Raw genomic sequence first — 24,832 nt, forward strand, 5'->3', positions numbered from 1 at the left:
TAGTCGCTTGATATGGATTATATTTTAGCACGTTCGAGGATGGAAGGTAAGAAAGAGATGGATGAATTTCAGAAAATGAAAAAAAGCCCCTGAGAAGGGACTTTTAAAAACGTGTGACCTGTACAGGGAATTCTTTCATCCCAAAAACAAAAGTGCTTTGAATTGGTTTTAAAGTATCTGCTCCAGAGGTAATCTCCTTAAACGTATTTAATAAAATCTCAAGCGCGATATTGCTCTCAAGCCGGGCAAGGGGTGCACCAAGACAGAAATGAATGCCAAAACCAAAGCTCATGTGGGGATTTGATTTTCGATCAAGCCGAAACGTATCTGGGTCTTCAAATTTCTGTTCATCCCGATTCGCAGAAGCAATCCAGCTGATGAGATAGTCTCCTTTTTTAATGCGTGAGCCTGCGATGTCAACATCCTCTGTTGCAATTCGTCCAATTGCTTGAACAGGTGGATAATAGCGTAACGTTTCCTCCGTCAATTGTGGAATGAGAGATGGATCCTGCCGCACTGATTCGGCGATACTGGGTTGTTCAGTGAGCAGTCGTACTGTATTTGTGATTAAGTTGGTCGTTGTCTCATTACCAGCAACGAGCAATAGAATACAAAAGCCAAGCAGTTCATTTTCAGTTAAGCGTTCACCATCGATTTCCGCTTGGATGAGGAGAGAGATTAAATCATCAGCAGGAGCTTCTTTTCGTTTTTGGATCAAATGAGTAAAATAATTTGACAGCTCTTTTTCTGCTTGTTTCTGCATGTCTACAACGGCCTGGATGGCTTCTGCTGATTCATCTTTAGCACCTGCCACAAGAGCATCTGAATGTTTCTTAATCAGTTCCCTGTCGTTCACCTCTGCACCGAGCAGCTCAGCGATGATCATCACAGGCAACGGAGCTGCCAGATCTTGGACGATATCAAATGTATGCTTATGTCTTACTTGCTTTAATAGATCGTGCGTTAAGTCTTTGATTTTGTCTTCTAATTGCTTGATCGCTTTTGGTGTGAATGCTTTATTCACGAGCGCTCTCATCTTTGTATGTTTTGGAGGGTCCATTGTTAAAATACTCGTTTTAGACGTGCTTCTTCCTCGCTGTGATGAGAACATTTTTGGCTGCTTGAGAACGGATTGAATATCAGCATAGCGAAAGAGATCCCAGCACTTTCTAATCTCATCGTATCTGATATCACTCTGTGCACGTAACTTATTGTAGATAGGGAACGGGAAAAGAAGGTCATCAGTGGATCGAATTTCTTTCATTGGAATGACATTGACATAGTTTTCTTTCACTTTCATTATGAACGCTCCTTTTTCGCATGATTTTTCCTTCACGGTATCACCAGTAAAACTTCATTTCAACGGACATGTTTTCTAAAATATGTCAATAGTCTAATCGGAATATTCAAACACATTCATCTTATAGGAAAATAGAAATTCATCAAAATGATAGCGTTTTCTAAATCGAAAATAAAATGGTGAATCCAGTCGAACGAAAGGGTACTATGATTCAAATGACGATAGTTCCTTTTACCTAAATTGTATGATTAGAAAAGCGCGTCTAACATACATACAGCAAGCTGTTCCCCGTGCATTCGGGACTTTTGAAAAGCGCCAGCTCTTTCTTGACACGATTTCTCATCATGTTACGATAACTAACGTGCGCAAAACACGAACAAAAAGCGAACAAGGGAGAGGATCAATATCATTGATCAAAAGAAAGTTGCTTTCATTGGAGCAGGTTCTATGGCTGAAGGAATGATTGCAGGTATTGTGCGATCAGGACAGATGCCGCTCAACCATATTTACGCAACAAACCGACAAAATCAACATCGATTGAATGACTTAACGAAACAATACGGGATACAAACAGCCACAATGGATTCATTTCCTTTTGAAGAAATGGATATCTTGATCCTGGCGATGAAGCCAAAGGATGCTGAAAAAGCACTTGAATCATTAAGGCCCCGCATTCAGCGGGATCAACTCATCTTGTCTGTACTTGCAGGCGTGAAAACAGATTATATTGAAGACATGTTGCATGAAGAGCAGCCTGTCATGAGAGTCATGCCGAATACGTCAAGTACCATTGGGGCGTCAGCAACGGCTCTATCTGCTGGACGATATGTGAAAAAAGAAGATGTGAGCGTAAGTCAGGCACTTCTATCTGAAATGGGAGAAGTCTATACCATTCAGGAAGAGCAAATGGACATCTTTACAGGAATTGCCGGAAGCGGTCCAGCCTATTTCTATTTTTTAATGGAAAGAATTGAAGAGGCAGGAGAAGAAGCTGGTTTATCAAAAGAAATGACTCTCCAAATCGGAACACAGACACTTCTTGGTGCAGCTAAAATGCTTCAAGAAACAGCTGAAAATCCGTCTGTTCTAAGAGAAAAAATTACGTCACCGAATGGAACAACTGCTGCAGGACTAAATGCATTAGATTTATTTGGTGGCGGAGAAGCGATCAAACAGGCCGTCAAACAAGCAGCCAGACGGTCAAAAGAGATTAGTGAACAACAAAAACAAAAAGTATCTATTTAAATATGAGTCACGATACAGGAGTGATTAGGTGTACGTAGGGAAAGAGAGAAAACGAATTGTTGTAAAAATCGGAAGTAGCTCTCTTACAAGCTTTCAAGGGGAGATTAGCTTAAAAAAACTCGAAAATCTCGTCAACCAAATTGTAAAACTGAAAGATGAAGGCCATGAAGTGATTTTAGTATCATCAGGAGCTGTTGCAGCCGGCTATCGGAAGCTAGGCTTTATGGAGAGACCAAACACACTTCCAGAAAAACAGGCATCTGCTGCAATTGGGCAAGGGCTTTTAATGGAATCATATTCAGCTTTGTTTCTCTCACACGGTTATATTGCATCACAGCTATTAATTACTCGAAGTGATTTCTCAGATGAAACACGTTATCAAAACGTGCGAAACACGATGAATGTGTTATTGGATCGAGGGATTATACCCATTATTAATGAAAATGATACGGTGACCATTAACCGTCTAAAGTTTGGTGATAATGATACTCTATCTGCGAAGGTGGCAGGATTAATTGATGCTGATTTTCTTGCAATTTTATCAGATATTGATGGATTATATGAAGAAAACCCGAATCTCAATCCAAATGCGAAACGAATCACTCAGGTCAATGAGATCACAGCAGAAATTGAAGCGGCAGCAGGTGATGCAGGTAGCAGTGTTGGCACAGGTGGTATGAAGTCTAAGCTAGATGCTTTTAAGATTTCTATGGCATCTGGTATCCATGGGTTTTTAGGAAAAGCAGATACCCCGAATATTTTAGAAAAAGCGGTGAGTGGCACCGATGATGGAACGTATTTTACCACAGATGAAAATCTAGCTCCGCTAAATTACAAAAAGCAATGGATTGCATTTCATTCAGGACCAAAAGGCGAGCTTGTCATTCATGAAGAAAGCCAGGAATATTTGTTACATCGCCAGAAGAGTCTTGATCATGAGGGCATCTTACATGTAAGAGGTTCCTTTGAAAAAGGTGACGTCGTTCGCATCTTAGACCAAAATGAAAGGGAGATAGGGCTGGGTATTGTGAATTATTCAGCTAGTAAATTAGCTCAACCTCAAGAAGATGCGCTAGACAGTGTGGTTCATGTTGTCGACCCAGAATCGTTTGTTTGTCATTTGGAATTATCAATACCAGTTTGCTAATAAGGGAGGAATTTCATGACACTGACAGCTGAAGTTGTCACATCGGTCAAAGAAAAGGCAAGGAAAGCAAAGAAAGCATCCAAACAAGTCGGACTATTGTCAACGGAAGAGAAAAATGAAGCACTTTTGAAGGTAGCAGATGATTTAGAGAAGCAAACCAAGTTCATTTTAAAGGAAAACAAAAAAGATTTAGAAGTTGGGAAAGAAAAAGGCTTCTCTGATGCACTGATGGATCGATTGCTCTTAGATGAAACAAGGGTTCATGAGTTTGCTGAAAGTCTGCGTCTTGTCACAAGACTAACAGACCCAGTTGGAGAAATATTGGATGAATGGACTCTTGATAACGGCTTACATGTAACAAGTCGAAGAGTACCGCTCGGCGTCATCGGAATGATCTATGAAGCGAGACCGAATGTCACTGTTGATGCGACAGGCCTTGCCTTAAAAGCGGGCAATGCAGTGATTTTAAAAGGCGGTTCCTCCGCTATTTCTTCCAACAAAGCCATTGTCAAAGTGATTCATGAAGCGCTGGATGAGACTGTCGTTCCTAAAGAAGCCGTTCAGTTTATTGAGCAAACAGATCGTTCATCTGTCAGTGCTATGTTTCATTTAAAGGAATGGATTGATGTGCTCATTCCAAGAGGCGGCGCTTCTTTAATTAAGACCGTTGTGGAAGAAGCAACGATTCCTGTCTTAGAAACAGGCACAGGTAATTGTCATGTGTACATTGATGAGACAGCTGATATCAATAAGGCGATTGATATTGTCGTCAACGCCAAAACGAACAGACCAGCAGTGTGTAACGCATTAGAAACGCTCATCATTCATCAAAATTGGCTCAAACAGCATGGCGATGCATTAAATGAAGCACTTCTCGCTCAGCGTGTAAGAGTTCACTGCGAAAGCACCACATTACCCTATTTTTCAAATGCAGTGCTTGCACAGGAAAGTGATTGGACAGACGAATATTTAAGTCTTGATCTTGCTATTAAAGTGGTTGCTTCAGTTGATGAAGCGATCGCCCATATTGATGCATATGGAACAAAACATTCAGAAGCAATTATCACGGAAGATAAAAGGAAAGCAGCTTCTTTTTTAAACGAAGTTGATGCCGCTGCGGTGTACCATAATGCATCAACTCGCTTTACAGATGGAGGGGCACTCGGCTTCGGTGCAGAGATCGGAATTTCCACACAAAAATTGCATGCAAGAGGACCAATGGGGCTTCCTGTACTGACAACAATGAAATATATTCTTTCTGGTGACGGCCACATCAGAAATTAAAATGAAGCACCACCTTTTGAATAGGTGGTGCCTTTTTCTTGCTCTTATGATCATTATGATAAAATATAAAAAAGGGGGGGAGCTAATGAAGAAAATAAGTCAGCATATATATGTGAGAACGCTAACAGAAAATGATGCAGAATCACTATTAACACTGGAACTTGAGAATCGCTCATATTTTCAACAATTTACACCTTTGGTCAAAGATGATTTTTTCACGTTATCTCGACAGATTGAACGGATTAAGCGCAGTATTCAAAGATGTGCACAAGATGAAGCTTACATGCACGGTATTTTCTTAAATGAAACAGATGTTTTAGTCGGAACGATCTCACTGAGTTCAGTCGAAAGAGGACCCATTGAAGGGGCTTTGCTAGGTTACGTACTTGATCAAAAGCAAGGTGGGAAGGGGTATATGACAGAGGCCATTCGTTTAATCATCGATTATGCCTTTGATGAACTGCACCTCCATCGTATTGAGGCTGGAGTAAAACCCCATAACATCGGTTCCATTCGTGTACTTGAAAAGACAGGTTTTGAGAATGAGGGACTAAATCGTAAAAAAGTAAAGATTAATGGAAAGTGGGAGGATCACTATTTGTTTGCGATCATCCATCCAGATGAGTCATAGAGTGCGAACATACATAAAAAGCTCCCCAAGCCGGGGAGCTTTGACACTTAGCTGACATCACTTTCTGTAAACTGGCTCATATATAATTCTGCATAAAATCCTCGCTTGGTTAAAAGTTCATCATGGGTGCCTTTTTCAATAATGGTTCCATCTTTCATCACTAAAATCAGGTCTGCATCTTTAATGGTTGAAAGTCGGTGCGCAATCACAAAACTTGTTCTGCCTTGCATGAGTTTGTTCATTGCTTTTTGAATATGCATTTCCGTCCGAGTGTCGACACTGCTAGTGGCTTCATCTAAGATAAGAATCTTCGGATCAGAAAGAATAGCACGTGCAATCGTCAGAAGCTGACGTTGACCTTGTGAAAGGTTGCCGGCATCTTCGGTTAAAAGTGTGTCATATCCATCAGGTAGCGTACGAATAAAATCGTCTGCATACGCATTTTTCGCGGCTCTTATGATTTCTTCCTTCGTCGCGTGTTCTTTACCATAAGCAATGTTTTCATAAATCGTTCCTTCAAACAGCCAAGTATCTTGAAGAACCATGGCAAATAAATCACGTACTTGCTTCCGGCTTAAATCAGTCGTTTTTTGACTTCCAATCCGAATAGCCCCTTGATCCAATTCATAAAAGCGCATCAGTAAGTTAATAATTGTTGTTTTACCAGCACCTGTTGGTCCAACAATGGCGACTGTTTGACCTTCATTTACATGTAAGTTTAAGTTTTTGATAATAGGCTGCTCTGCATCATAGCCAAACTGGACACCTTCAAAAGAGACATCCCCTGATAGTACATCAAGATCTATGTCTGCATCCTTTTCAACACTTTCTTCGTCTTCATCTAATATGTCAAATACCCTCTCAGCAGATGCGATTGCTGACTGAATCAGGTTCGCCACACTGGATGCTTGCACAAGCGGCTGAGACATCTGTTGTGTGTATTGGATAAACGCCTGAACATCACCGACACGAATACTACCATTAATCACAAAGATTCCACCAGCTACGCTGACAGCAACGTAACCGAGGTTACCAATAAAGGTCATCATTGGCATCATCAGACCAGAGATGAATTGTGCTTTTCTTGATGATTCATATAACTGTTCATTTAATTGATCAAATGTATCAATGGCTTTTCTTTCATAGCCATATGCTCGTACTGTCTGATGACCTGTAAACATCTCATTGATATGGCCATTTATCATTCCAAGCTCTTTTTGCTGTGCTTTAAAGTGCTTTTGCGAGAAAGAAGTTATGCCTCGGATGACCACCAAACTAAGCGGCAATGTTAAACAGACAAGGAGCGTTAACAATGGGCTAATGAATAGCATCATCACAATAATCCCAATGACTGTAATCACAGACGTGATCACTTGGGTCAATGCTTGTTGAAGCGATGTATTGATGTTGTCAATGTCATTCATTACTCTGCTTAGCGTATCTCCATGTGTCGTCTTATCAAAATATTTAAGTGGAAGACGTGATAGCTTTTCATTCGCCTCTTGCCGCAGTTCGGCGATTGTCTGCTGTGATACGCCTGCCATGACATATTGCTGAATAAAAGAAAAAATGGAAGCAATGACATAGAGCAAGACAAGCAACAGTAAAATGCGTGAGATGACATCAAATTGGACACTCGTTCCTTGTGTAAAACTATCAAAAAGGGAGGAGGTGGCATCTCCAAGCAATTTTGGACTGATCACATTAAAGACAGTTGAGCCAATCGCAGCAAATAGAACGACCAAGAGTTTCAATTTTCGTGGCTTTAAATAACCAATTAAACGAATCAACGTCTTTTTGAATTCTCGTGGTTTGGCGATTGGACCTTTTGGGTGACCGCCTTTATGCCCCATACCAGAAGACATCTTTTTACTCATTCTTACTGCACCTCCTGTCCTTCCTGTGATGCGACAATTTCCTGATAAATCACATTGTCACGAAGAAGCTGATCATGTGTACCAACACCTGCAATTTTCCCTTCATCAAGCACAATGATCTTGTCGCTATGTTTCACGGTACTAATCCGCTGAGCAACAATAATTAACGCAGATTGCTCCTTTTCAGCCTCAAGTGCCTTTCTAAGCTTTGCATCTGTCTGATAATCAAGTGCAGAAAAACTGTCATCAAACAAATAAAATGCCGGCTTCCGAACGAGCGCTCTTGCAATTGATAACCGTTGTTTTTGCCCGCCTGAAAGGTTGGATCCACCTTGATCAACCTCTGCATGAATCCCGTCTTCTTTTTCCAGTACAAAATCCTCTGCTTGGGCTGTCTGTAAAGCTTGCCAAATTTCCTCATCGCTGGCATCCTGCTTGCCAAAGCGAACATTATCCGCAATTGTTCCGCTAAAAAGAACTGCTTTTTGTGAAACATAGCCCATTTGGCGACGTAATACTTCCTGAGGTAATTGTTTAATGTCAGTCCCATTTATAGTAATCTTGCCTTGATCAACTTCATAAAAACGAGTCATTAATTGAAGTAAAGTTGTTTTTCCTGCACCTGTGCTCCCAATAATGGCTGTCGTTTCGCCAACCTGTGCTTCAAAGGAAATTCCTTCAACAGCAGGTTTTTCCGCATTTGAATAATAAAACGTGACATCATCAAAACAAATGGACTGTCTTTTTTGATCATGATCCAATGTTGTATGATGTGAATCTTTGATGGCTGGTTCCATGCTTAATACTTCATTCATTCTCTTAGCAGATGCTTGCGCTCTAGGCACCATAATAAAGCTCATTGAGAGCATGATGAGTGCCATTAAAATCATCGTTGCATATTGAAGAAAGGCAATGAGATTTCCAACCTCCATATTCCCAGCATCAATGCGATTCGCACCTACCCAAACAATCGCAATGCTCGTAAAGTTCATGATGATCAGCATGAATGGAAATAGGTAAGACATCAAACGGTTTACTGCAAGTCCTGTTTCTTTATAAGATGTATTGGCATCTTGGAATCGTTGTTTTTCATCTTCTACACGATTAAATGCTCTAACAACTCGAATACCAGAAAGCGATTCTCTCATAATTAAATTGAGCCGGTCTGTTTTCTTTTGCATCAAACCGAAAAGCGGAATGGCCTTTCTAGAGATGAGAAAGATAAATCCTCCAAGAAGGGGAAGTGATGCTAAGAAGATCAGAGAGAGTACAGCATCTCTTGTAACGGCTAAAATAATACCGCCAATTAGCATAAGAGGCGCTCTTGTCATCATTTGCAGAATCATAATGGTGACATCTTGGACCTGCTTCACATCATTCGTTGTTCGTGTAACAAAGGAAGATGTACCGATTTTTTGAAATTCTTCTAAAGAAAATTGTTCAACATGTACAAATAGCTGTCTTCTCATATCTCGACCAAAGCTAAGTGCCGTCTTTGACGAGAGATAGGATTTCCATATGGTTAATAAAATAGCAAGAAGTGAGCAGCCGATCATCCAGCCGCCAACCTTCCATATATAACCGATATCCCCTTGAACAATTCCGACATCCACAATGTCGGCAGTCAGTGTAGGTAAATACAACTGAAGCATGCTACTAATAAAGGTGAGAACGACAATGAAAAAAACAGATAGTCGATATGGCTTTAAAAAAGATAAAATTGATTTCATCGAAAAACCTTTCTTTCTTAATAGTCTGAGTTCCTTAAGTTCCATCATATACAACGAGTTATAACTTCTACAAATGAAATGTCTTTTTAAAATGATTTATTTATACTGTTCAATTTTAGAAAAGAAATCCTTCACAAAATGATAAAAATCATTTGCTGAAGGTGACATTTCTTTAGTTTTAGAAGCAATAATCCCAACGGTTCGCCTCACTTGCGGGAATTCAATTGGAACTTTCACGGTAAACCGAGGTGTTGTTTCATAAAAGGCACTTTCGGGTAAAAGTGTAACCCCCATACCGGCAGATACGAGACCTTTTATTGCATCTAAATCTTCACCAACAGAAGAAATCTTTGGTTGAAACCCAGCCTGTTTACATGCATCCACCGCAATCTGTCTAAGCACGTAGCCGTCAGGAAATAACACGAAATGATCATTTCTGAGGTCACTTAGATGAAGACTTTGTTGTTTGCTGAATGGGTGACTGATCGGCAATAGGGCATAGATGCTTTCAGAAAATAAAATATTTCCTTCAATGTCAGGGTGATTCGTTGGAACCGGCCCTAAAAAAGCTAGTTCAATATCTCGATTTTTCACTGCCTCAATCAGAAATTTATATGATCCTTGACGGAGTAAAAAATCTACTTCTGGATATTCCTCTTTAAAAGCAGAAATCACTGAAGGGAGTACCTGGCTTGCAAGACTTGTGGGGAAACCAATGTTTACGGTCCCTTTGTGAGGGTTCAAATATTCATCTATTTGCTCTTTTGCATAATCAATGGCTTTCAGAGCAATTCTCACATGATCTAAAAATTGTCTGCCAATCGGTGTCAATTTAATGTTACGGCCCTCACGCTCAAATAAAGAAACACCGAGTTCTTCTTCTAAGTTAGCGATTTGCCGGCTAATAGCAGATTGAGCAACGTGCAAGTTTTCTGCGGCTTCTGACACATGTTCACGGTTAGCTACCTCGATAAAATAACGCAATTGACGAAGCTCCATTTTCAGTTCACACCCATCTATCTCAAAAAGAGATTGTTTTAATCTAAATTATATATTGTTTATATTAATTTGAAAACTTAAAATAAGTTACAGAGTTTGTGAGATTTTATTACTTGAGAAAAAACGGATCTTTTAAGCGGGGGAGAGAAACGATGACTTATAATCAATTACCACAACCACAAGGTCTCTACCGTCCTGAATTTGAACATGATGCATGCGGAATCGGACTGTACGCACATTTAAAAGGGAAAGCGACACACAGCATTGTCAAGAAAGGATTACAGATGCTATGCCAGCTCGACCATCGCGGTGGGCAAGGTAGTGATCCACATACAGGAGATGGTGCCGGTTTAATGGTACAACTACCAGATGCTTTCTTTAGAAAAAGCTGCATCGACTTTAATCTTCCAGAAAAAGGCCGTTACGGGGTAGGAATGGTTTTCTTTTCAAAAGATGATGATGAGAAAACTCGTCAGTCAATCGAACAGCAAATCAATCAATTGATTAAACAAGAAGGCCAAACGTTAATTGGCTGGAGAACTGTACCTATAAATGTCGGAAAAATCGGAACTGTCGCAACAAAAAGCTGTCCTATCGTTAAACAAGTGTTTATTGGTGCGAATGAGAAGCTAACTGACAGTCTTTCATTCGAAAGAAAATTATATATCATTCGTAAACAAGCGGAAAACTGGGGAACGAAAGAAGAAAAACAATTTTACTTTGTTAGCTTGTCTAGTCAGACAATTGTTTATAAAGGGCTTTTAACATCTGATCAAGTCGATGATTTTTACCTTGATTTGCAAGATGAAGCATTTGTTTCTGCCTTTTCACTCGTCCACTCAAGATTTAGTACGAACACATTTCCAACCTGGGAACGAGCGCATCCAAACCGTTACTTAATTCATAACGGGGAGATCAACACATTGCGTGGAAACATGAACTGGATGAAAGCAAGAGAACAACAATTCGTATCAGAAGTGTTTGGTGACGATTTGGAAAAGATTTTACCAGTGCTGAATGTAGACGGAAGTGACTCTTCTATTTTAGATAATGCATTTGAATTCTTTGTTCTAGCAGGGCGCTCACCAGCACATGCGGCAATGATGCTCATTCCAGAACCATGGACTGAAAACACGCACATGTCTAAAGAAAAACGCGCATTTTATGAATATCATAGTTCATTAATGGAGCCTTGGGATGGACCTACAGCGATTTCCTTCACTGATGGTAAACAAATTGGTGCAATTTTAGATCGTAACGGTTTAAGACCAGCAAGATATTATGTCACAAATGACGATCATATCATTTTTTCTTCAGAGGTTGGTGTCATTGAGACAAATGAAGCGGATGTCAAATACAAAGACCGTCTTGAACCAGGAAAAATGCTGTTGATTGATCTTGAAGAAGGAAGAATTATTGCGGATGAAGAGGTTAAATCAACGATTGCAAATGAGCTTCCTTATCAGAAATGGCTCGATGAAGAAATGGTTCATGTCAATCGAGCTGAAGAAAATTCAGAAAATTCTAGTCTAATAGAAGATTTGCTCGTTCGTCAGCGTGCATTTCATTACACATATGAAGACATTCAAAAATATTTAATTCCTTTATTAGAGGAAGGAAAAGATCCAATTGGCTCGATGGGAAGTGACACACCATTAGCCGTTTTATCAGATCGTCCTCAATCATTATTTAATTATTTCAAACAACTCTTTGCTCAAGTCACGAATCCACCAATTGATGCAATTCGCGAACAGCTTGTTACATCAACGATGACATGGCTTGGTGCAGAAGGTGACATTCTACATCCGAATGAATATTCTTGCCGTAGAATTAAACTATATACACCTGTTCTAACAAGCGGACAATTTAATGGCTTAAAAACCATTGTGCACAATGCCTTTAAAAGCAAAACCATTCACACACTCTTTACAGATGATTTAAAGCGTGGACTGGACGCTATGTTTGAAGAAGCGGAGAAGGCGATCCGTGGAGGGGTTTCACTACTGATCTTATCTGATCGTGAGATGACAGAAGGAAAGACTCCTACCCCATCTCTTCTCGCACTTAGTGCTCTTCATCAGTATCTTGTTCGTAGGGGATTAAGAACAAAAGTAAGCCTTATCGTTGAATCTGGTGAAGTGAGAGAAGTGCATCATTTTGCCGCACTGATCGGCTACGGTGCTGACGCAATTCATCCTTACCTTGTATATGAAACATACAAAAAACTTGTAGTAGATGAAACGATCTCAATTAGTTTTGATGAGGCTGTGACGAAATTTGGGAAAAGTATCACTGAAGGTGTCGTCAAGGTGATGTCAAAAGTGGGAATATCCACTGTACAAAGCTATAGAGGTGCTCAAATTTTCGAAGCCGTTGGCATTAGCGAAGCAGTGATTGAAGAATATTTCACAGGCACTGCATCTCAGCTAGGTGGTATCGACCTTGAGACGATAGCAAGCGAAGCAAAACTTCGTCACAAACAAGGTTATCAAGCTGTTTCAGATCAAACACTTGAATCAGGTAGTGAGTTCCAGTGGCGTAAAAATGGCGAGCACCATGCCTTTAACCCAAAAACCATTCACACACTTCAGTGGGCATGCCGTAATGAGGATTACGATCTATTCAAACAATATACAAAAGCTGCGGATGAAGAAAGAATGGGCTTCCTCCGAAACTTGTTCGCTTTCGATTTTAAACATGAGCCAGTTCGCCTTGAAGAGGTTGAATCTGCTGAATCAATTGTTCGACGATTTAAAACAGGTGCGATGTCCTTTGGTTCTTTAAGTAAAGAAGCGCATGAGGCACTTGCTATTGCCATGAACCGAATAGGCGGAAAAAGCAACAGCGGAGAAGGCGGAGAAGACCCTGCACGTTTTATAATCGATGAAAATGGTGATGATCGACGAAGTGCTATTAAACAAATTGCATCAGGACGCTTCGGTGTGAAAAGCCACTACTTGGTGAATGCAAATGAACTGCAAATTAAAATGGCACAAGGGGCAAAGCCAGGTGAAGGTGGACAATTACCAGGTAACAAAGTGTACCCTTGGGTTGCAAATGTCCGCGGATCAACACCGGGTGTTGGACTGATTTCACCACCACCGCATCATGATATCTATTCAATTGAAGATCTAGCCCAGCTAATCCATGATTTGAAAAATGCCAATCGCAACGCACGTATTAGCGTCAAACTTGTGTCAAAAACAGGCGTTGGAACGATTGCAGCAGGAGTGGCAAAAGGAACCGCGGATGTCATCGTCATTAGTGGATATGATGGCGGAACAGGGGCATCACCGAAAACAAGTATTAAACATACTGGTCTTCCTTGGGAGCTTGGTCTTGCTGAAGCACATCAAACGCTCGTTTTAAATGGACTTCGCGAACGTGTCGTTCTTGAAACAGATGGAAAGCTAATGACGGGTCGTGATGTGGTCATGGCTGCGATTTTAGGGGCAGAGGAGTACGGTTTTGCGACCGCACCACTTGTTGTCTTAGGTTGCGTTATGATGCGAGCATGCCATTTAGATACTTGTCCTGTCGGCGTTGCAACACAAAACCCAGAGCTTCGTAAGAAATTCATGGGTAATCCTGATCATGTTGTGAATTTCATGATGTTTATCGCAGAGGAAGTAAGAGAAATTCTTGCTGAACTGGGCTTTAAATCAATGGATGAACTGATTGGCCGAACAGACGTCTTGCATGTAAGTGAACGTGCAAAAGCACACTGGAAAGCAGGGCAACTTAACTTAGACACATTACTTTATCAACCAGAGGGTGCACGTACATTTAGAACACCTCAAAATCATAAAATTGATGAATCATTAGATATAAATGAAATTCTTCCATACGTTCAAGAAGCGCTCGACCATCAAACACCGGTTGACCTATCTCTTCAAATTCGGAATATAAACCGAGTGACAGGAACAATCACAGGCAGCGAAGTCTCCAAACGTTACGGCGAGGAAGGTTTACCTGAAGATACGATTACACTTCGTTTTACAGGTTCAGCAGGGCAAAGCTTTGGTGCTTTTGTTCCAAAAGGCATGTCACTTTATCTAACAGGCGATGCAAACGACTATATTGGTAAAGGGCTTTCTGGCGGCAAGATCACCGTTAAAACGTCAGATGACTTTGTTCAAAAAGGACACGACAACGTGATTGTCGGAAACGTAGCGTTTTATGGTGCAACTAGCGGAAAAGCCTACATCAATGGACGGGCAGGGGAAAGATTTGCTGTTCGGAACTCTGGTGCAAATGTCGTTGTTGAAGGAATTGGCGATCACGGCTGTGAATACATGACTGGAGGACGTGTTGTCATTTTAGGGGATGTCGGCAAAAACTTCGGTGCAGGTATGTCCGGTGGGGTTGCTTATGTGCATACAGCCGATATGAAACAGTTCAAGAGAATGTGCAACATGGAAATGATCATGTTTGAGAAGCTGACAGATCATAAAGAAGAACAAGAAGTCAAACAAATGATCAAGGAGCATCTTGATTACACAAACAGTACAAAAGCAGCAAATTTGCTTAAAAACTGGGAAAATGAAAAAGAACAACTGGTGAAAATTATTCCGAGAAACTACAAAATGATGCTTCAAAGCATTGAAGAGCAGAAAAATGCTGGCTTAAGCCATGATGAAGCTGTCATGTTCGCCTTTGAAGCAAATACAAAACCGAAAAATAAAGAAACGGCAAACGGGCAAAAAGCAGCCCTTGCTCATTAAGAAAGGGGAGAGGATAGTGGGCAAAGCAACAGGTTTTATGGAATATAAGCGAGAAAAGCCAAATGAACGTGACCCTCTCACTCGTCAAAATGATTGGAAGGAATATTCTACTCCTTATACAGATGAAGCATTAAAGAAGCAAGGCGCTAGATGTATGGATTGCGGCACACCGTTTTGTCAAATTGGTATGGAACTACGGGGCGGCGTTTCTGGCTGCCCAATATACAATCTCATTCCAGAGTGGAATGACCTTGTATATCGTGGCAGATGGAAGGAAGCACTAGAGAGACTTCAAAAAACGAATAATTTCCCTGAATTCACAGGCAGAGTCTGCCCAGCACCATGTGAAGGTTCATGCACTGTTGCCATTAATGATCCTGCGGTTTCTATCAAAAACATAGAGCGTACGATCATTGATAAAGGCTTTGAAAATGGATGGATTACACCAAGAGTACCTTCTCTTCGAACAGGGAAAAAAGTGGCCATTGTCGGCTCGGGTCCAGCCGGTCTTGCCAGTGCAGATCAGCTGAATCAGGCAGGACATTCAGTCACTGTATTTGAAAGATCTGATCGACTAGGTGGACTTCTCACATACGGGATTCCAAATATGAAGTTAGATAAAGAGATTGTTGAACGCAGAGTAAAGCTTCTTAGACAAGAAGGAATCGACTTTGTCACAAATACTGAAGTCGGCATCCATATAACAGCAGATGAATTAAAAGAGCAATTTGATGCGGTCATCCTCTGTACAGGTGCACAAAAACAACGTGATCTTTTAATTGAGGGTCGAGAGGCAAAAGGCATTCATTTAGCAATGGATTACTTAACCTTTGCAACCAAAAGTATGCTAGATTCAGGTTTTAAAGATAAGAAATTTATTGATGCAAAGGGAAAAGATGTCATTGTCATTGGCGGGGGAGATACTGGTGCCGACTGCGTGGCAACAGCACTTCGCCAAAAAGCAAAAAGTGTTGTTCAATTTGGGAAGCATCCAAAGCTCCCAGATATACGTGTAGGGGATAATATGTGGCCTGAACAACCTCATGTCTTCTCTCTTGATTATGCTTACGAAGAGGCACAAGCGAAATTTGGAGAAGACCCACGCCAATATTCCATTCAAACAACAAAAATGGTGGCGGACAAAAACGGAAAATTAAAAGAGCTTCATACGATTCAAATGGAAAAAGTGAAAAATGATCAGGGGAAATTCGAATTTCACGAAATCCCAGGGACAGAAAAAGTATGGCCAGCTCAGTTAGTATTTATTGCGATTGGTTTTGAGGGAACTGAACAGCCACTTATTAAGCATTTTGGTATTGACAGCAAAAACAATCGCATTGAAGCAACATATGGGGAATATACAACAAAAGTCGAAGGTGTTTTTGCAGCGGGAGATGCAAGACGCGGTCAAAGTCTAATTGTCTGGGCAATTAATGAAGGCAGACAAGTAGCACATGAGGTAGATCGTTATTTAATGGGGAGTACGGTTCTACCAAAATAGGTCAAACAAAGGGATTAACGATATAAAAAAGTCATGACCCTCATCAGGTCATGGCTTTTTACGTGTGGCAACATTCTTTGTAATTAAAAACGTGTTTAAATCTTTCCCAACATGTCGAAACTGTTGACAGAAGCAATTGTGAGAGGAAGGACCCGCTATGCCATTTTTTAATATATTTATTGAACTACTCGTCGGATTTTTCGCTTTGTTTTTTATCACGAAATTACTTGGAAAAACACAATTCGCTCAAATCACCCCCTTTGACTTCATTTCTGCGCTTATTTTAGGTGAAATGGTCGGTAATGCAATTTTTGATCAAGAGGTGAGTATTTTGCATATTTTATTTGCCGTCGCTGTTTGGGGCGTGCTCATCTATACAGTAGAATGGTTTTCACAGAAGTTCAAATCAATACGTGCATTTTTAGAGGGAAGACCAACTCTTGTGATTAACAAAGGGAAAATCCATTATAAACGGCTTAAAAAAAATATGCTTGATCTCAATCAATTACAAACGCTTATTCGTGCGAAAGGCCACTTTGCATTAAATGAAATTGAATATGCCATTTTAGAAACAGATGGCTCAATTAGTGTTCTACCCAAAGCACAATACGCTCCGGCAACATCAAAAGATGTGAACGTGAAACTAAAAGAAGTCAAATTACCTAGAACCTTTATCATTGATGGTGAAATTCTCAAAAAAGACTTACAGGAAGCAGGGTTTGACGAAACGTGGTTAAGAGATGAGCTTAAACATAAACATGTTTCATCGTATAAAGATGTTTTATTTTGCGAATGGATTGAAAAAGAAGGCATTTATGTCACAAAATACGATTAGTCACTTGATAACATCCACTTCATATTACTGGTGGGTGTTTTTTTATTTATTAACCAAGCCAATTTAATCATTACAAAAAAACAAGCACATGATAAAATGGAAGCGTTTGCAAAAATGATAGTGGAAAGGATGAGGTATGTTGCTATGGAAGTACGTAAGATGGAGTCTGTTGGTTGTTATTTCATTTCTGCTTTTTTGTCCAATCAGTCAGGAAGCGTCTGCCAAAAATAAACTGGTAAAAAGGTTGTTGATCGTTGATCAAAAGGGCTCTGGATCGTTCCGTACGGTTCAAGCTGCTATTGATGCTATCCCTAATCATAACCAGGAGCCTACAACGATTTTCATTAAAAATGGCACCTATAAAGAAAAGATTTTACTCCCTAAAAACAAACCATTTGTTTCCTTCATTGGTGAAAATAAACATACCACCATCTTGACTTATGATGACACCAACGCTAGCAGTGGAAGTACAACAAATAGTTCAAGCACAATGATTCAAGCAGACCATTTTCATGCTGAGAATATCACTTTTCAAAATACTGCTGGAAGAAATGCTGGGCAGGCAGTTGCTCTTTATGTTTCGGGAGATCGTGCAATTCTTAAAAACGTGCGTGTACTTGGTTATCAAGATACACTGTATGCTACAGGAACTGGAAGACAATATTATGTGAATTGTTATATCGAAGGAACAGTTGATTTTATCTTTGGATCAGCAACGGCTGTTTTTAAACAATCTGAAATAAAAAGCATCGGGAATGGATATATTACAGCAGCATCAACAACAAATACACAAAAATACGGTTATGTTTTTATTGAATCAAAATTGACAAAAGGGGACATTGCTTCACATTCAGTGTATCTCGGGCGCCCTTGGAGACCACATTCAGCCGTTATTTTCCTCCATACAGATATGGGGCAGCATATCAAGCCAGAGGGATGGCATAATTGGAATAATCCAGAAAACGAAAAAACTGCTCGTTATAGCGAGTTCGGCTCTAAAGGGCCTGGAAGCAATATAAGTCAACGTGTGCGATGGGCAAAAATACTAACAAATCATGAAGCAAACAACATCACTGTTCAATCTGTACTTTCAGGAAACGATGGATGGAACCCGGAGAAATAAAATGAACAACTTGTCAGTTTTCGTCTATGAAAGCTGACTTTTCTGTCTGAAAAACATTTGAGAACAAATGTTCTTTTGTGTATAATAAACATAATCTTTTAGCGTTTACATCACCATGCGTAAAAGGAGGTATTACATGAAACGTGCAATACAGTTGATTTTTGTTCTTTTGTGTATTTTTTCAATGTTCATTCTTCCTGTTTCGATGAAAAATGAACAGGTCGTTGCAAATGATGGACAAGTCAAATGGATAAATGAATTAGATGAATTCATTCGAACAGAACCTGCACTGGACGGTACCATTTCAGGAATTAGCGTCCGAGACACTTCTAATGCCTCTCTTCTTTACGAACACGATGCCAATACAAGGCTCACTCCTGCTTCTAATATGAAACTACTCACTTCTGCCATTGCCCTTGATGTTCTTGGTGAAGATTATACTTTTCCAACAAACGTATGGATAGATGGTCAACTCAAAAATAACAGCCTAAAAGGAGACCTTTATTTACAGGGAAAAGGAGACCCAACGTTATTAGAGAAAGACTTTATTGATTTAGCCAAACAAGTAAAGAAGGCTGGAATCCACACCATTAAAGGAAATTTAATTGCGGATGATACATGGTATGATGATACAAGATATTCGATTGATCTACCATGGAGTGACGAAGATAAATATTATGGTGCACAAATATCTGCACTTACAGCTTCTCCGAATACGGATTATGATGCAGGTACTATGATCCTTGAGGTAAAACCGGCAAAAAAAGCTGGTCATGCCGCTTCTTATGAGACCATTCCTCAAACAAACACCGTACAAATCATTAATCAGGTGAAAACCGTTTCTGTTGATGGAAAAAAGGATGTTACCTTCGAACGTGCACACGGTTCAAACAAAGTAATCATAAAAGGGTCGATTCCTGTTCATGCAAGCTCATCAAGACAGTGGGTTGCACTTTGGGAACCAACCAATTATGCGATAGACTTAATGAAACGTGCACTAAAGGCAGAGGGAATTCAAATCAAAGGAAAGGTAGAAACAGGCGTAGTACCAAAAAAAGCAAAGAAGATCGCTTCACATGAATCCATCCCTTTATCACGGCTCCTTGTCCCTATGATGAAATTGAGTAACAATGGTCATGCCGAAGTACTGTTAAAGGAATTGGGTAAACATGTAAAAAATAAAGGTAGCTTTGAGGATGGACTTGATGTGCTCACAGAGCGTTTGCCGGCATTTGGCATCGAAACAGACCAAGTTGTGCTAAGAGATGGATCTGGTATTTCACATATGAATCTCATTTCTGCCAACCAGTTATCATTGTTTCTGACAAAAATAAAAAAAGAAGAGTGGTATCCTGTGTATCTACATGCACTTCCACTCGCTGGTGCGAGTGATAGGATGGTTGGCGGAACTTTAAGAAATAGATTAAAGGACCCTGCCACTTTAGAAAAAGTGAAAGCAAAGACTGGCTCCTTGTCGACTGTCAGCACATTGTCAGGATACATCCAGTTGGAAAACGGGAGAGAACTCGTTTTCTCTATCTTGCTGAATCATCTCATTGATGATGAGAAAGGAAAAGACATTGAAGATAAGATTGTGACGATTTTAGCGAATAGCAAATAGAAGGAGAAGGAGAACACCATGACTTCTGATTACGATCAAGCATTAAAAAATGATTCACTTTTAAAGACCATGTCCATATTTCTTGTTCCATTGCTATTAAGCAATATTTTACAATCCATTGGTCAGCTTGTTTCCATTGTTCTTGTTGGAAGATGGATTGGAGAGAACGCTGTTGCAGCCATCTCAGCGTTCTTTCCGCTTTTCTTTTTACTTGTTTCCTTTTCAATTGGGATCGGCTCAGGCAGTTCAATCTTGATTGGGCAGGCATATGGGGCAAAAAACGAACAGAAAGTAAAGGAAATCATCGGGACAACACTCTCATTTACTTTTCTAATGGGCTTGTGTCTTGCGATTGTTGGAGGGATTTTTGCAGCCGATATTTTGAAACTAATGGGAACACCTGCAAACATCATTAATGAAAGCACAGCATACGCAAGAATTTTGTTTATTTCAATGCCAATTTTGTTTCTTTATTTTGTTTATACGACCTTTTTAAGAGGTACTGGTGATTCAAAAACACCATTTTATTTTCTTATGATTAGTACAGGAATGAATATCGTACTTCTGCCTATCCTGCTATTTGGCTGGCTTGGTCTACCGGCATTCGGTTTATACGGTGCGGCATATTCATCCGTCATTTCGACGATTATTACATTTGCCATTCTACAAATCTATTTAATGAAAAAGAAACACCCATTACGAATAGATGCATCTGTACGAAAACACTTAATCATGAAGGGGAGTTTGTTAAAAACATTACTGAAATTAAGCATCCCGTCAAGTATTAATATGATTTTGGTATCACTATCTGAAATTGCTGTGATCTCCTTTGTAAATGACTATGGCTCACAGGCAACAGCTGCTTATGGTGTAGTCAATCAAGTGGTCAGTTATGTACAAATGCCAGCAATTAGTTTAGGTATAGCTGTTTCTATCTTTGCTGCTCAATCTATTGGTGCGGGAGAACTAACTCGTTTAAAGGATGTCATTAAAGTCGGTCTAGGGCTTAATTTAGCCATTGGCGGGTTCATTATCATATTCGTCTATGTATTTGCTCCGCAAATCTTATCTGTATTTTTAACAGATCGTCAAACGATTGATATCGCCTATAGTTTAGTAGTGATGACACTTTGGAGCTATTTAATTTTTGGTACGACGCAAATGATTGCCGCAACAATGAGGGCTAGTGGAACCGTATTATGGCCAACTATTTTTAGTATTTGTTCCATCTGGCTCGTCGAAGTGCCTGTTGCTTATTTCCTTTCTCACCACACTAACTTAGGCATTAAAGGGATCTGGATTGGATACCCAGCAGCATTTCTCGTTAATCTACTACTTCAGTATAGCTATTACATGCTAGTGTGGAAGAAAAAACAGATTGTCGCGCTCATTCAATCATAATTGATTCATGTTTCAGCACATATACATAATGAAGATCGAATGTTTAGGAGGTCTTGTATGTATCTGAATCAGAGAAGTGATTTAGCACATTATGAAATTGGTGATTTTTCTTATTGTGGTACAGATTTTCACGTGTTTTCATGGGGTGAGGGTACAACGTTGCGAATCGGGAAGTTTTGCTCAATTGCCGATAAAGTGAAAATTTTTCTTGGAGGAGAGCACCGCACAGATTGGGTCACGACGTATCCTTTTAATCAAATGTTTAAAGAGGCAACACATATTCAAGGACACCCTCGGTCAAAAGGTGATGTTCAAATCGGTCATGATGTGTGGATTGGTCATGGCGCAACGATTATGTCAGGTGTATCCATAGGAAATGGTGCAGTGATTGGTGCTCATTGTGTTGTAACAAAAGATGTTCCGTCATATGGAATCGTTGCTGGCAATCCTCAAAAACTAATTAAATATCGATTCTCAGATGATATCATTGAAAAATTAGAATCTTTGGCTTGGTGGGATTTTGAACTTCCAAAGCTTCAAACTGTTTTCGATTTGCTACTTTCAAATGACATTGAAACATGTATAAGTGCTCTACAAGATATGAAAAAGAAAGGCTGAAAAAGCCTTTCTTTTTTGTTTGACTATCTAACTCAAGCGAATAATGGTAAGAGAAGCACCGGTCGCTCCGCCACCAATCAAAACAGCTGTTACAATAACACCAAAAAGTTGTAAAGAAATTGTATTTCCAGCTGTTAAGTTAACAATTAAAGTGTTACTAAGAATGGTGGTTGAGAGGACTGGTGATTGAATAGATCCTGGAATAGCAGTTGTACCATTAAGTAGTAACCTTGAGTTGACCAAAAGTGCAACTGTAGTATTAATTTGATACGTAATATAGTATTTTCCAGTTTGCTGTACAGTAAATGTATCATTAGATGCATTTGCAGAAAACCCATTAATATTTTGGTTATTTGGTAAAGGAATATTTGTTCCACCAATAACAGTAATAAATGTAGGACCCGATGTATTTGAAGCATATAGTGCCGTTTGTGTAGGTCCGGTCGGACCGGTTGCTCCAGTTACACCAGTTGCACCAGTAGGTCCGGTTGCTCCAGTTACACCAGTTGCACCAGTCGGACCAGTTGCACCAGTCGGACCGGTTGCACCAGTTGCACCTGTATCTCCAGTAGGTCCGGTTGCACCAGTTGCGCCGGTGGCACCAGTATCACCAGTCGGACCGGTTGCGCCAGTGGCACCTGTATCACCAGTAGGTCCGGTTGCTCCAGTTACGCCAGTAGCACCCGTATCACCAGTAGGTCCGGTTGCTCCAGTTACTCCGGTTGCACCAGTTACGCCAGTTACACCAGTGTCACCAGTTACACCAGTAGGACCAGTTGCGCCAGTGGCACCAGTAGGTCCGGTTGCGCCAGTTACACCAGTAGGACCAGTAGGTCCAGTTGCGCCAGTGGCACCTGTATCACCAGTAGGACCGGTTGCACCAGTTGCGCCAGTGTCACCAGTAGGTCCGGTTGCTCCAGTTACGCCAGTAGCACCCGTATCACCAGTAGGACCGGTTGCGCCAGTGGCACCTGTATCTCCAGTAGGTCCGGTTGCACCAGTTGCGCCAGTAGGTCCGGTTGCTCCAGTTACGCCAGTAGCACCCGTATCACCAGTAGGACCGGTTGCACCAGTTACACCAGTGTCACCAGTAGGTCCGGTTGCTCCAGTTACGCCAGTAGCACCCGTATCACCAGTAGGACCGATTGCACCAGTTGCGCCAGTGGCACCTGTATCACCAGTAGGACCGGTTGCACCAGTTGCGCCAGTGGCACCTGTATCACCAGTAGGTCCGGTTGCTCCAGTTACGCCAGTAGCACCCGTATCACCAGTAGGACCGGTTGCGCCAGTGGCACCAGTAGGTCCAGTTACGCCAGTAGCACCCGTATCACCAGTAGGACCGGTTGCACCAGTTACACCAGTGTCACCAGTAGGACCGGTTGCGCCAGTTACTCCGGTTGCACCAGTTACGCCAGTGGCACCAGTGTCTCCAGTAGGTCCAGTTACACCAGTAGGTCCGGTTGCTCCAGTTACACCAGTGTCACCAGTAGGACCTGTCGCTCCAGTTACACCCGTATCACCAGTAGGACCGGTTGCACCAGTTGCGCCAGTGGCACCTGTATCACCAGTAGGTCCGGTTGCTCCAGTTACGCCAGTATCACCAGTAGGTCCGGTTGCTCCAGTTACGCCAGTATCACCAGTAGGTCCGGTTGCTCCAGTTACGCCAGTAGCACCCGTATCTCCAGTAGGTCCGGTTGCACCAGTTACACCTGTAGCACCAGTGTCACCAGTAGGTCCGGTTGCTCCAGTTGCGCCAGTGGCACCTGTATCACCAGTAGGTCCGGTTGCTCCAGTTACACCAGTGTCACCAGTAGGACCTGTCGCTCCAGTTACACCCGTATCTCCAGTAGGTCCGGTTGCTCCAGTTACACCAGTGTCTCCAGTAGGTCCGGTTGCTCCAGTTACGCCAGTAGCACCCGTATCACCAGTAGGACCGGTTGCGCCAGTTACGCCAGTGGCACCTGTATCACCAGTAGGTCCGGTTGCTCCAGTTACGCCAGTGGCACCAGTGTCTCCAGTAGGTCCAGTTACACCAGTAGCACCAGTTACACCAGTGTCACCAGTAGGTCCGGTTGCGCCAGTTACACCAGTGTCTCCAGTAGGTCCAGTTACGCCAGTAGCACCAGTTACACCTGTAGGTCCGGTTGCACCAGTGTCACCCGTATCTCCAGTAGGACCAGTAGATCCAGTTACACCAGTAGCACCTGTATCTCCAGTAGGTCCGGTTGCACCAGTTACGCCAGTGGTACCAGTGTCTCCAGTAGGTCCAGTTACACCAGTAGCACCAGTAGGTCCGGTTGCTCCAGTTACGCCAGTAGCACCAGTGTCACCAGTAGGTCCGGTTGCACCAGTTACGCCAGTGGCACCAGTGTCTCCAGTAGGTCCAGTTACACCAGTGGCACCCGTATCTCCAGTAGGTCCAGTTACACCAGTGGCACCCGTATCTCCAGTAGGACCGGTTGCGCCAGTTACACCAGTAGCACCAGTGTCACCAGTAGATCCGGTTGCACCAGTTACGCCAGTGGCACCAGTGTCACCAGTAGGTCCAGTTACACCAGTAGCACCAGTGTCACCAGTAGGTCCGGTTGCACCAGTTACGCCAGTGGCACCAGTGTCTCCAGTAGGTCCAGTTACACCAGTAGCACCAGTGTCACCAGTAGATCCGGTTGCACCAGTTACGCCAGTGGCACCAGTGTCTCCAGTAGGTCCAGTTACACCAGTAGCACCAGTGTCACCAGTAGGTCCGGTTGCACCAGTTACGCCAGTGGCACCAGTGTCTCCAGTAGGTCCAGTTTA

The 24,832-nt window shown here is 41.5% G+C and carries 15 protein-coding genes and 1 pseudogene; 11 read left to right on the plus strand and 5 right to left on the minus strand.

All coding sequences use genetic code 11. The features are described from left to right. Positions 1-103: 103 nt before the first annotated feature. On the minus strand, positions 104-1,300 hold the full coding sequence (locus ACQKEZ_RS05425) for a cytochrome P450 (RefSeq protein ID WP_427299253.1): 1,197 nt from the start codon (positions 1,298-1,300) through the stop codon (positions 104-106). Positions 1,301-1,747: 447 nt separating this feature from the next. On the opposite strand from ACQKEZ_RS05425, the gene proC reads away from it, so the two are divergent. The 4 genes from proC to ACQKEZ_RS05445 all read left to right on the plus strand — a co-directional run bounded on the left by proC (position 1,748) and on the right by ACQKEZ_RS05445 (position 5,607). Continuing rightward, positions 1,748-2,545 (plus strand): pyrroline-5-carboxylate reductase, encoded by a 798-nt coding sequence (proC, locus tag ACQKEZ_RS05430; protein ID WP_427299254.1) that lies wholly within the window; start codon positions 1,748-1,750, stop codon positions 2,543-2,545. Positions 2,546-2,573: 28 nt separating this feature from the next. Beyond that, on the plus strand, positions 2,574-3,692 hold the full coding sequence (proB, locus tag ACQKEZ_RS05435) for a glutamate 5-kinase (RefSeq protein ID WP_427299255.1): 1,119 nt from the start codon (positions 2,574-2,576) through the stop codon (positions 3,690-3,692). Between the two features lie 15 nt (positions 3,693-3,707). Continuing rightward, entirely contained in the window at positions 3,708-4,976 is a 1,269-nt protein-coding gene (locus ACQKEZ_RS05440; RefSeq protein WP_427299256.1) for a glutamate-5-semialdehyde dehydrogenase, read from the plus strand. Positions 4,977-5,061: 85 nt separating this feature from the next. Then, the gene (locus ACQKEZ_RS05445; protein ID WP_427299257.1) at positions 5,062-5,607 is read left to right on the plus strand and encodes a GNAT family N-acetyltransferase; all 546 of its coding nucleotides are present in this window, start codon (positions 5,062-5,064) and stop codon (positions 5,605-5,607) included. 47 nt (positions 5,608-5,654) lie between these two features. Here ACQKEZ_RS05445 and ACQKEZ_RS05450 read toward each other — a convergent pair whose 3' ends face one another. The 3 genes from ACQKEZ_RS05450 to ACQKEZ_RS05460 all read right to left on the minus strand — a co-directional run bounded on the left by ACQKEZ_RS05450 (position 5,655) and on the right by ACQKEZ_RS05460 (position 10,213). Then, on the minus strand, positions 5,655-7,484 hold the full coding sequence (locus ACQKEZ_RS05450) for an ABC transporter ATP-binding protein (RefSeq protein WP_427299258.1): 1,830 nt from the start codon (positions 7,482-7,484) through the stop codon (positions 5,655-5,657). A gap of 2 nt (positions 7,485-7,486) precedes the next feature. Next, positions 7,487-9,214 (minus strand): ABC transporter ATP-binding protein, encoded by a 1,728-nt coding sequence (locus ACQKEZ_RS05455; RefSeq protein ID WP_427299259.1) that lies wholly within the window; start codon positions 9,212-9,214, stop codon positions 7,487-7,489. A 96-nt stretch (positions 9,215-9,310) separates the two neighbouring features. Next, positions 9,311-10,213: a LysR family transcriptional regulator gene (locus ACQKEZ_RS05460; RefSeq protein WP_427299260.1), complete on the minus strand. Its 903-nt coding sequence runs from the start codon at positions 10,211-10,213 to the stop codon at positions 9,311-9,313. A 152-nt stretch (positions 10,214-10,365) separates the two neighbouring features. Here ACQKEZ_RS05460 and gltB point away from each other — a divergent pair, with 152 nt between their 5' ends. The 7 genes from gltB to ACQKEZ_RS05495 all read left to right on the plus strand — a co-directional run bounded on the left by gltB (position 10,366) and on the right by ACQKEZ_RS05495 (position 22,036). Further along, positions 10,366-14,937 (plus strand): glutamate synthase large subunit, encoded by a 4,572-nt coding sequence (gltB, locus tag ACQKEZ_RS05465; RefSeq protein ID WP_427299261.1) that lies wholly within the window; start codon positions 10,366-10,368, stop codon positions 14,935-14,937. Between the two features lie 16 nt (positions 14,938-14,953). Further along, the gene (gltD, locus tag ACQKEZ_RS05470; protein ID WP_427299262.1) at positions 14,954-16,438 is read left to right on the plus strand and encodes a glutamate synthase small subunit; all 1,485 of its coding nucleotides are present in this window, start codon (positions 14,954-14,956) and stop codon (positions 16,436-16,438) included. A 157-nt stretch (positions 16,439-16,595) separates the two neighbouring features. After that, entirely contained in the window at positions 16,596-17,273 is a 678-nt protein-coding gene (locus ACQKEZ_RS05475) for a DUF421 domain-containing protein (protein WP_427299263.1), read from the plus strand. A gap of 136 nt (positions 17,274-17,409) precedes the next feature. After that, entirely contained in the window at positions 17,410-18,396 is a 987-nt protein-coding gene (locus ACQKEZ_RS05480; protein ID WP_427299264.1) for a pectinesterase family protein, read from the plus strand. Positions 18,397-18,532: 136 nt separating this feature from the next. After that, positions 18,533-20,017, plus strand: coding sequence for a D-alanyl-D-alanine carboxypeptidase/D-alanyl-D-alanine endopeptidase (gene dacB / locus ACQKEZ_RS05485; RefSeq protein WP_427299265.1), 1,485 nt, complete (start codon positions 18,533-18,535; stop codon positions 20,015-20,017). A gap of 18 nt (positions 20,018-20,035) precedes the next feature. Further along, complete coding sequence (locus ACQKEZ_RS05490) at positions 20,036-21,418, plus strand: MATE family efflux transporter (protein WP_427299266.1); 1,383 nt, start codon at positions 20,036-20,038, stop codon at positions 21,416-21,418. A 57-nt stretch (positions 21,419-21,475) separates the two neighbouring features. After that, on the plus strand, positions 21,476-22,036 hold the full coding sequence (locus ACQKEZ_RS05495; RefSeq protein WP_427299267.1) for a CatB-related O-acetyltransferase: 561 nt from the start codon (positions 21,476-21,478) through the stop codon (positions 22,034-22,036). Between the two features lie 27 nt (positions 22,037-22,063). On the opposite strand, the pseudogene ACQKEZ_RS05500 reads toward ACQKEZ_RS05495, so the two are convergent. Beyond that, positions 22,064-24,832, minus strand: a pseudogene (locus tag ACQKEZ_RS05500) (beta strand repeat-containing protein); the annotation flags it as partial.

The organism is Bacillus sp. NPDC077027, assembly GCF_050269555.1.
Taxonomy (GTDB): Bacteria; Bacillota; Bacilli; order Bacillales; family Bacillaceae; genus Bacillus.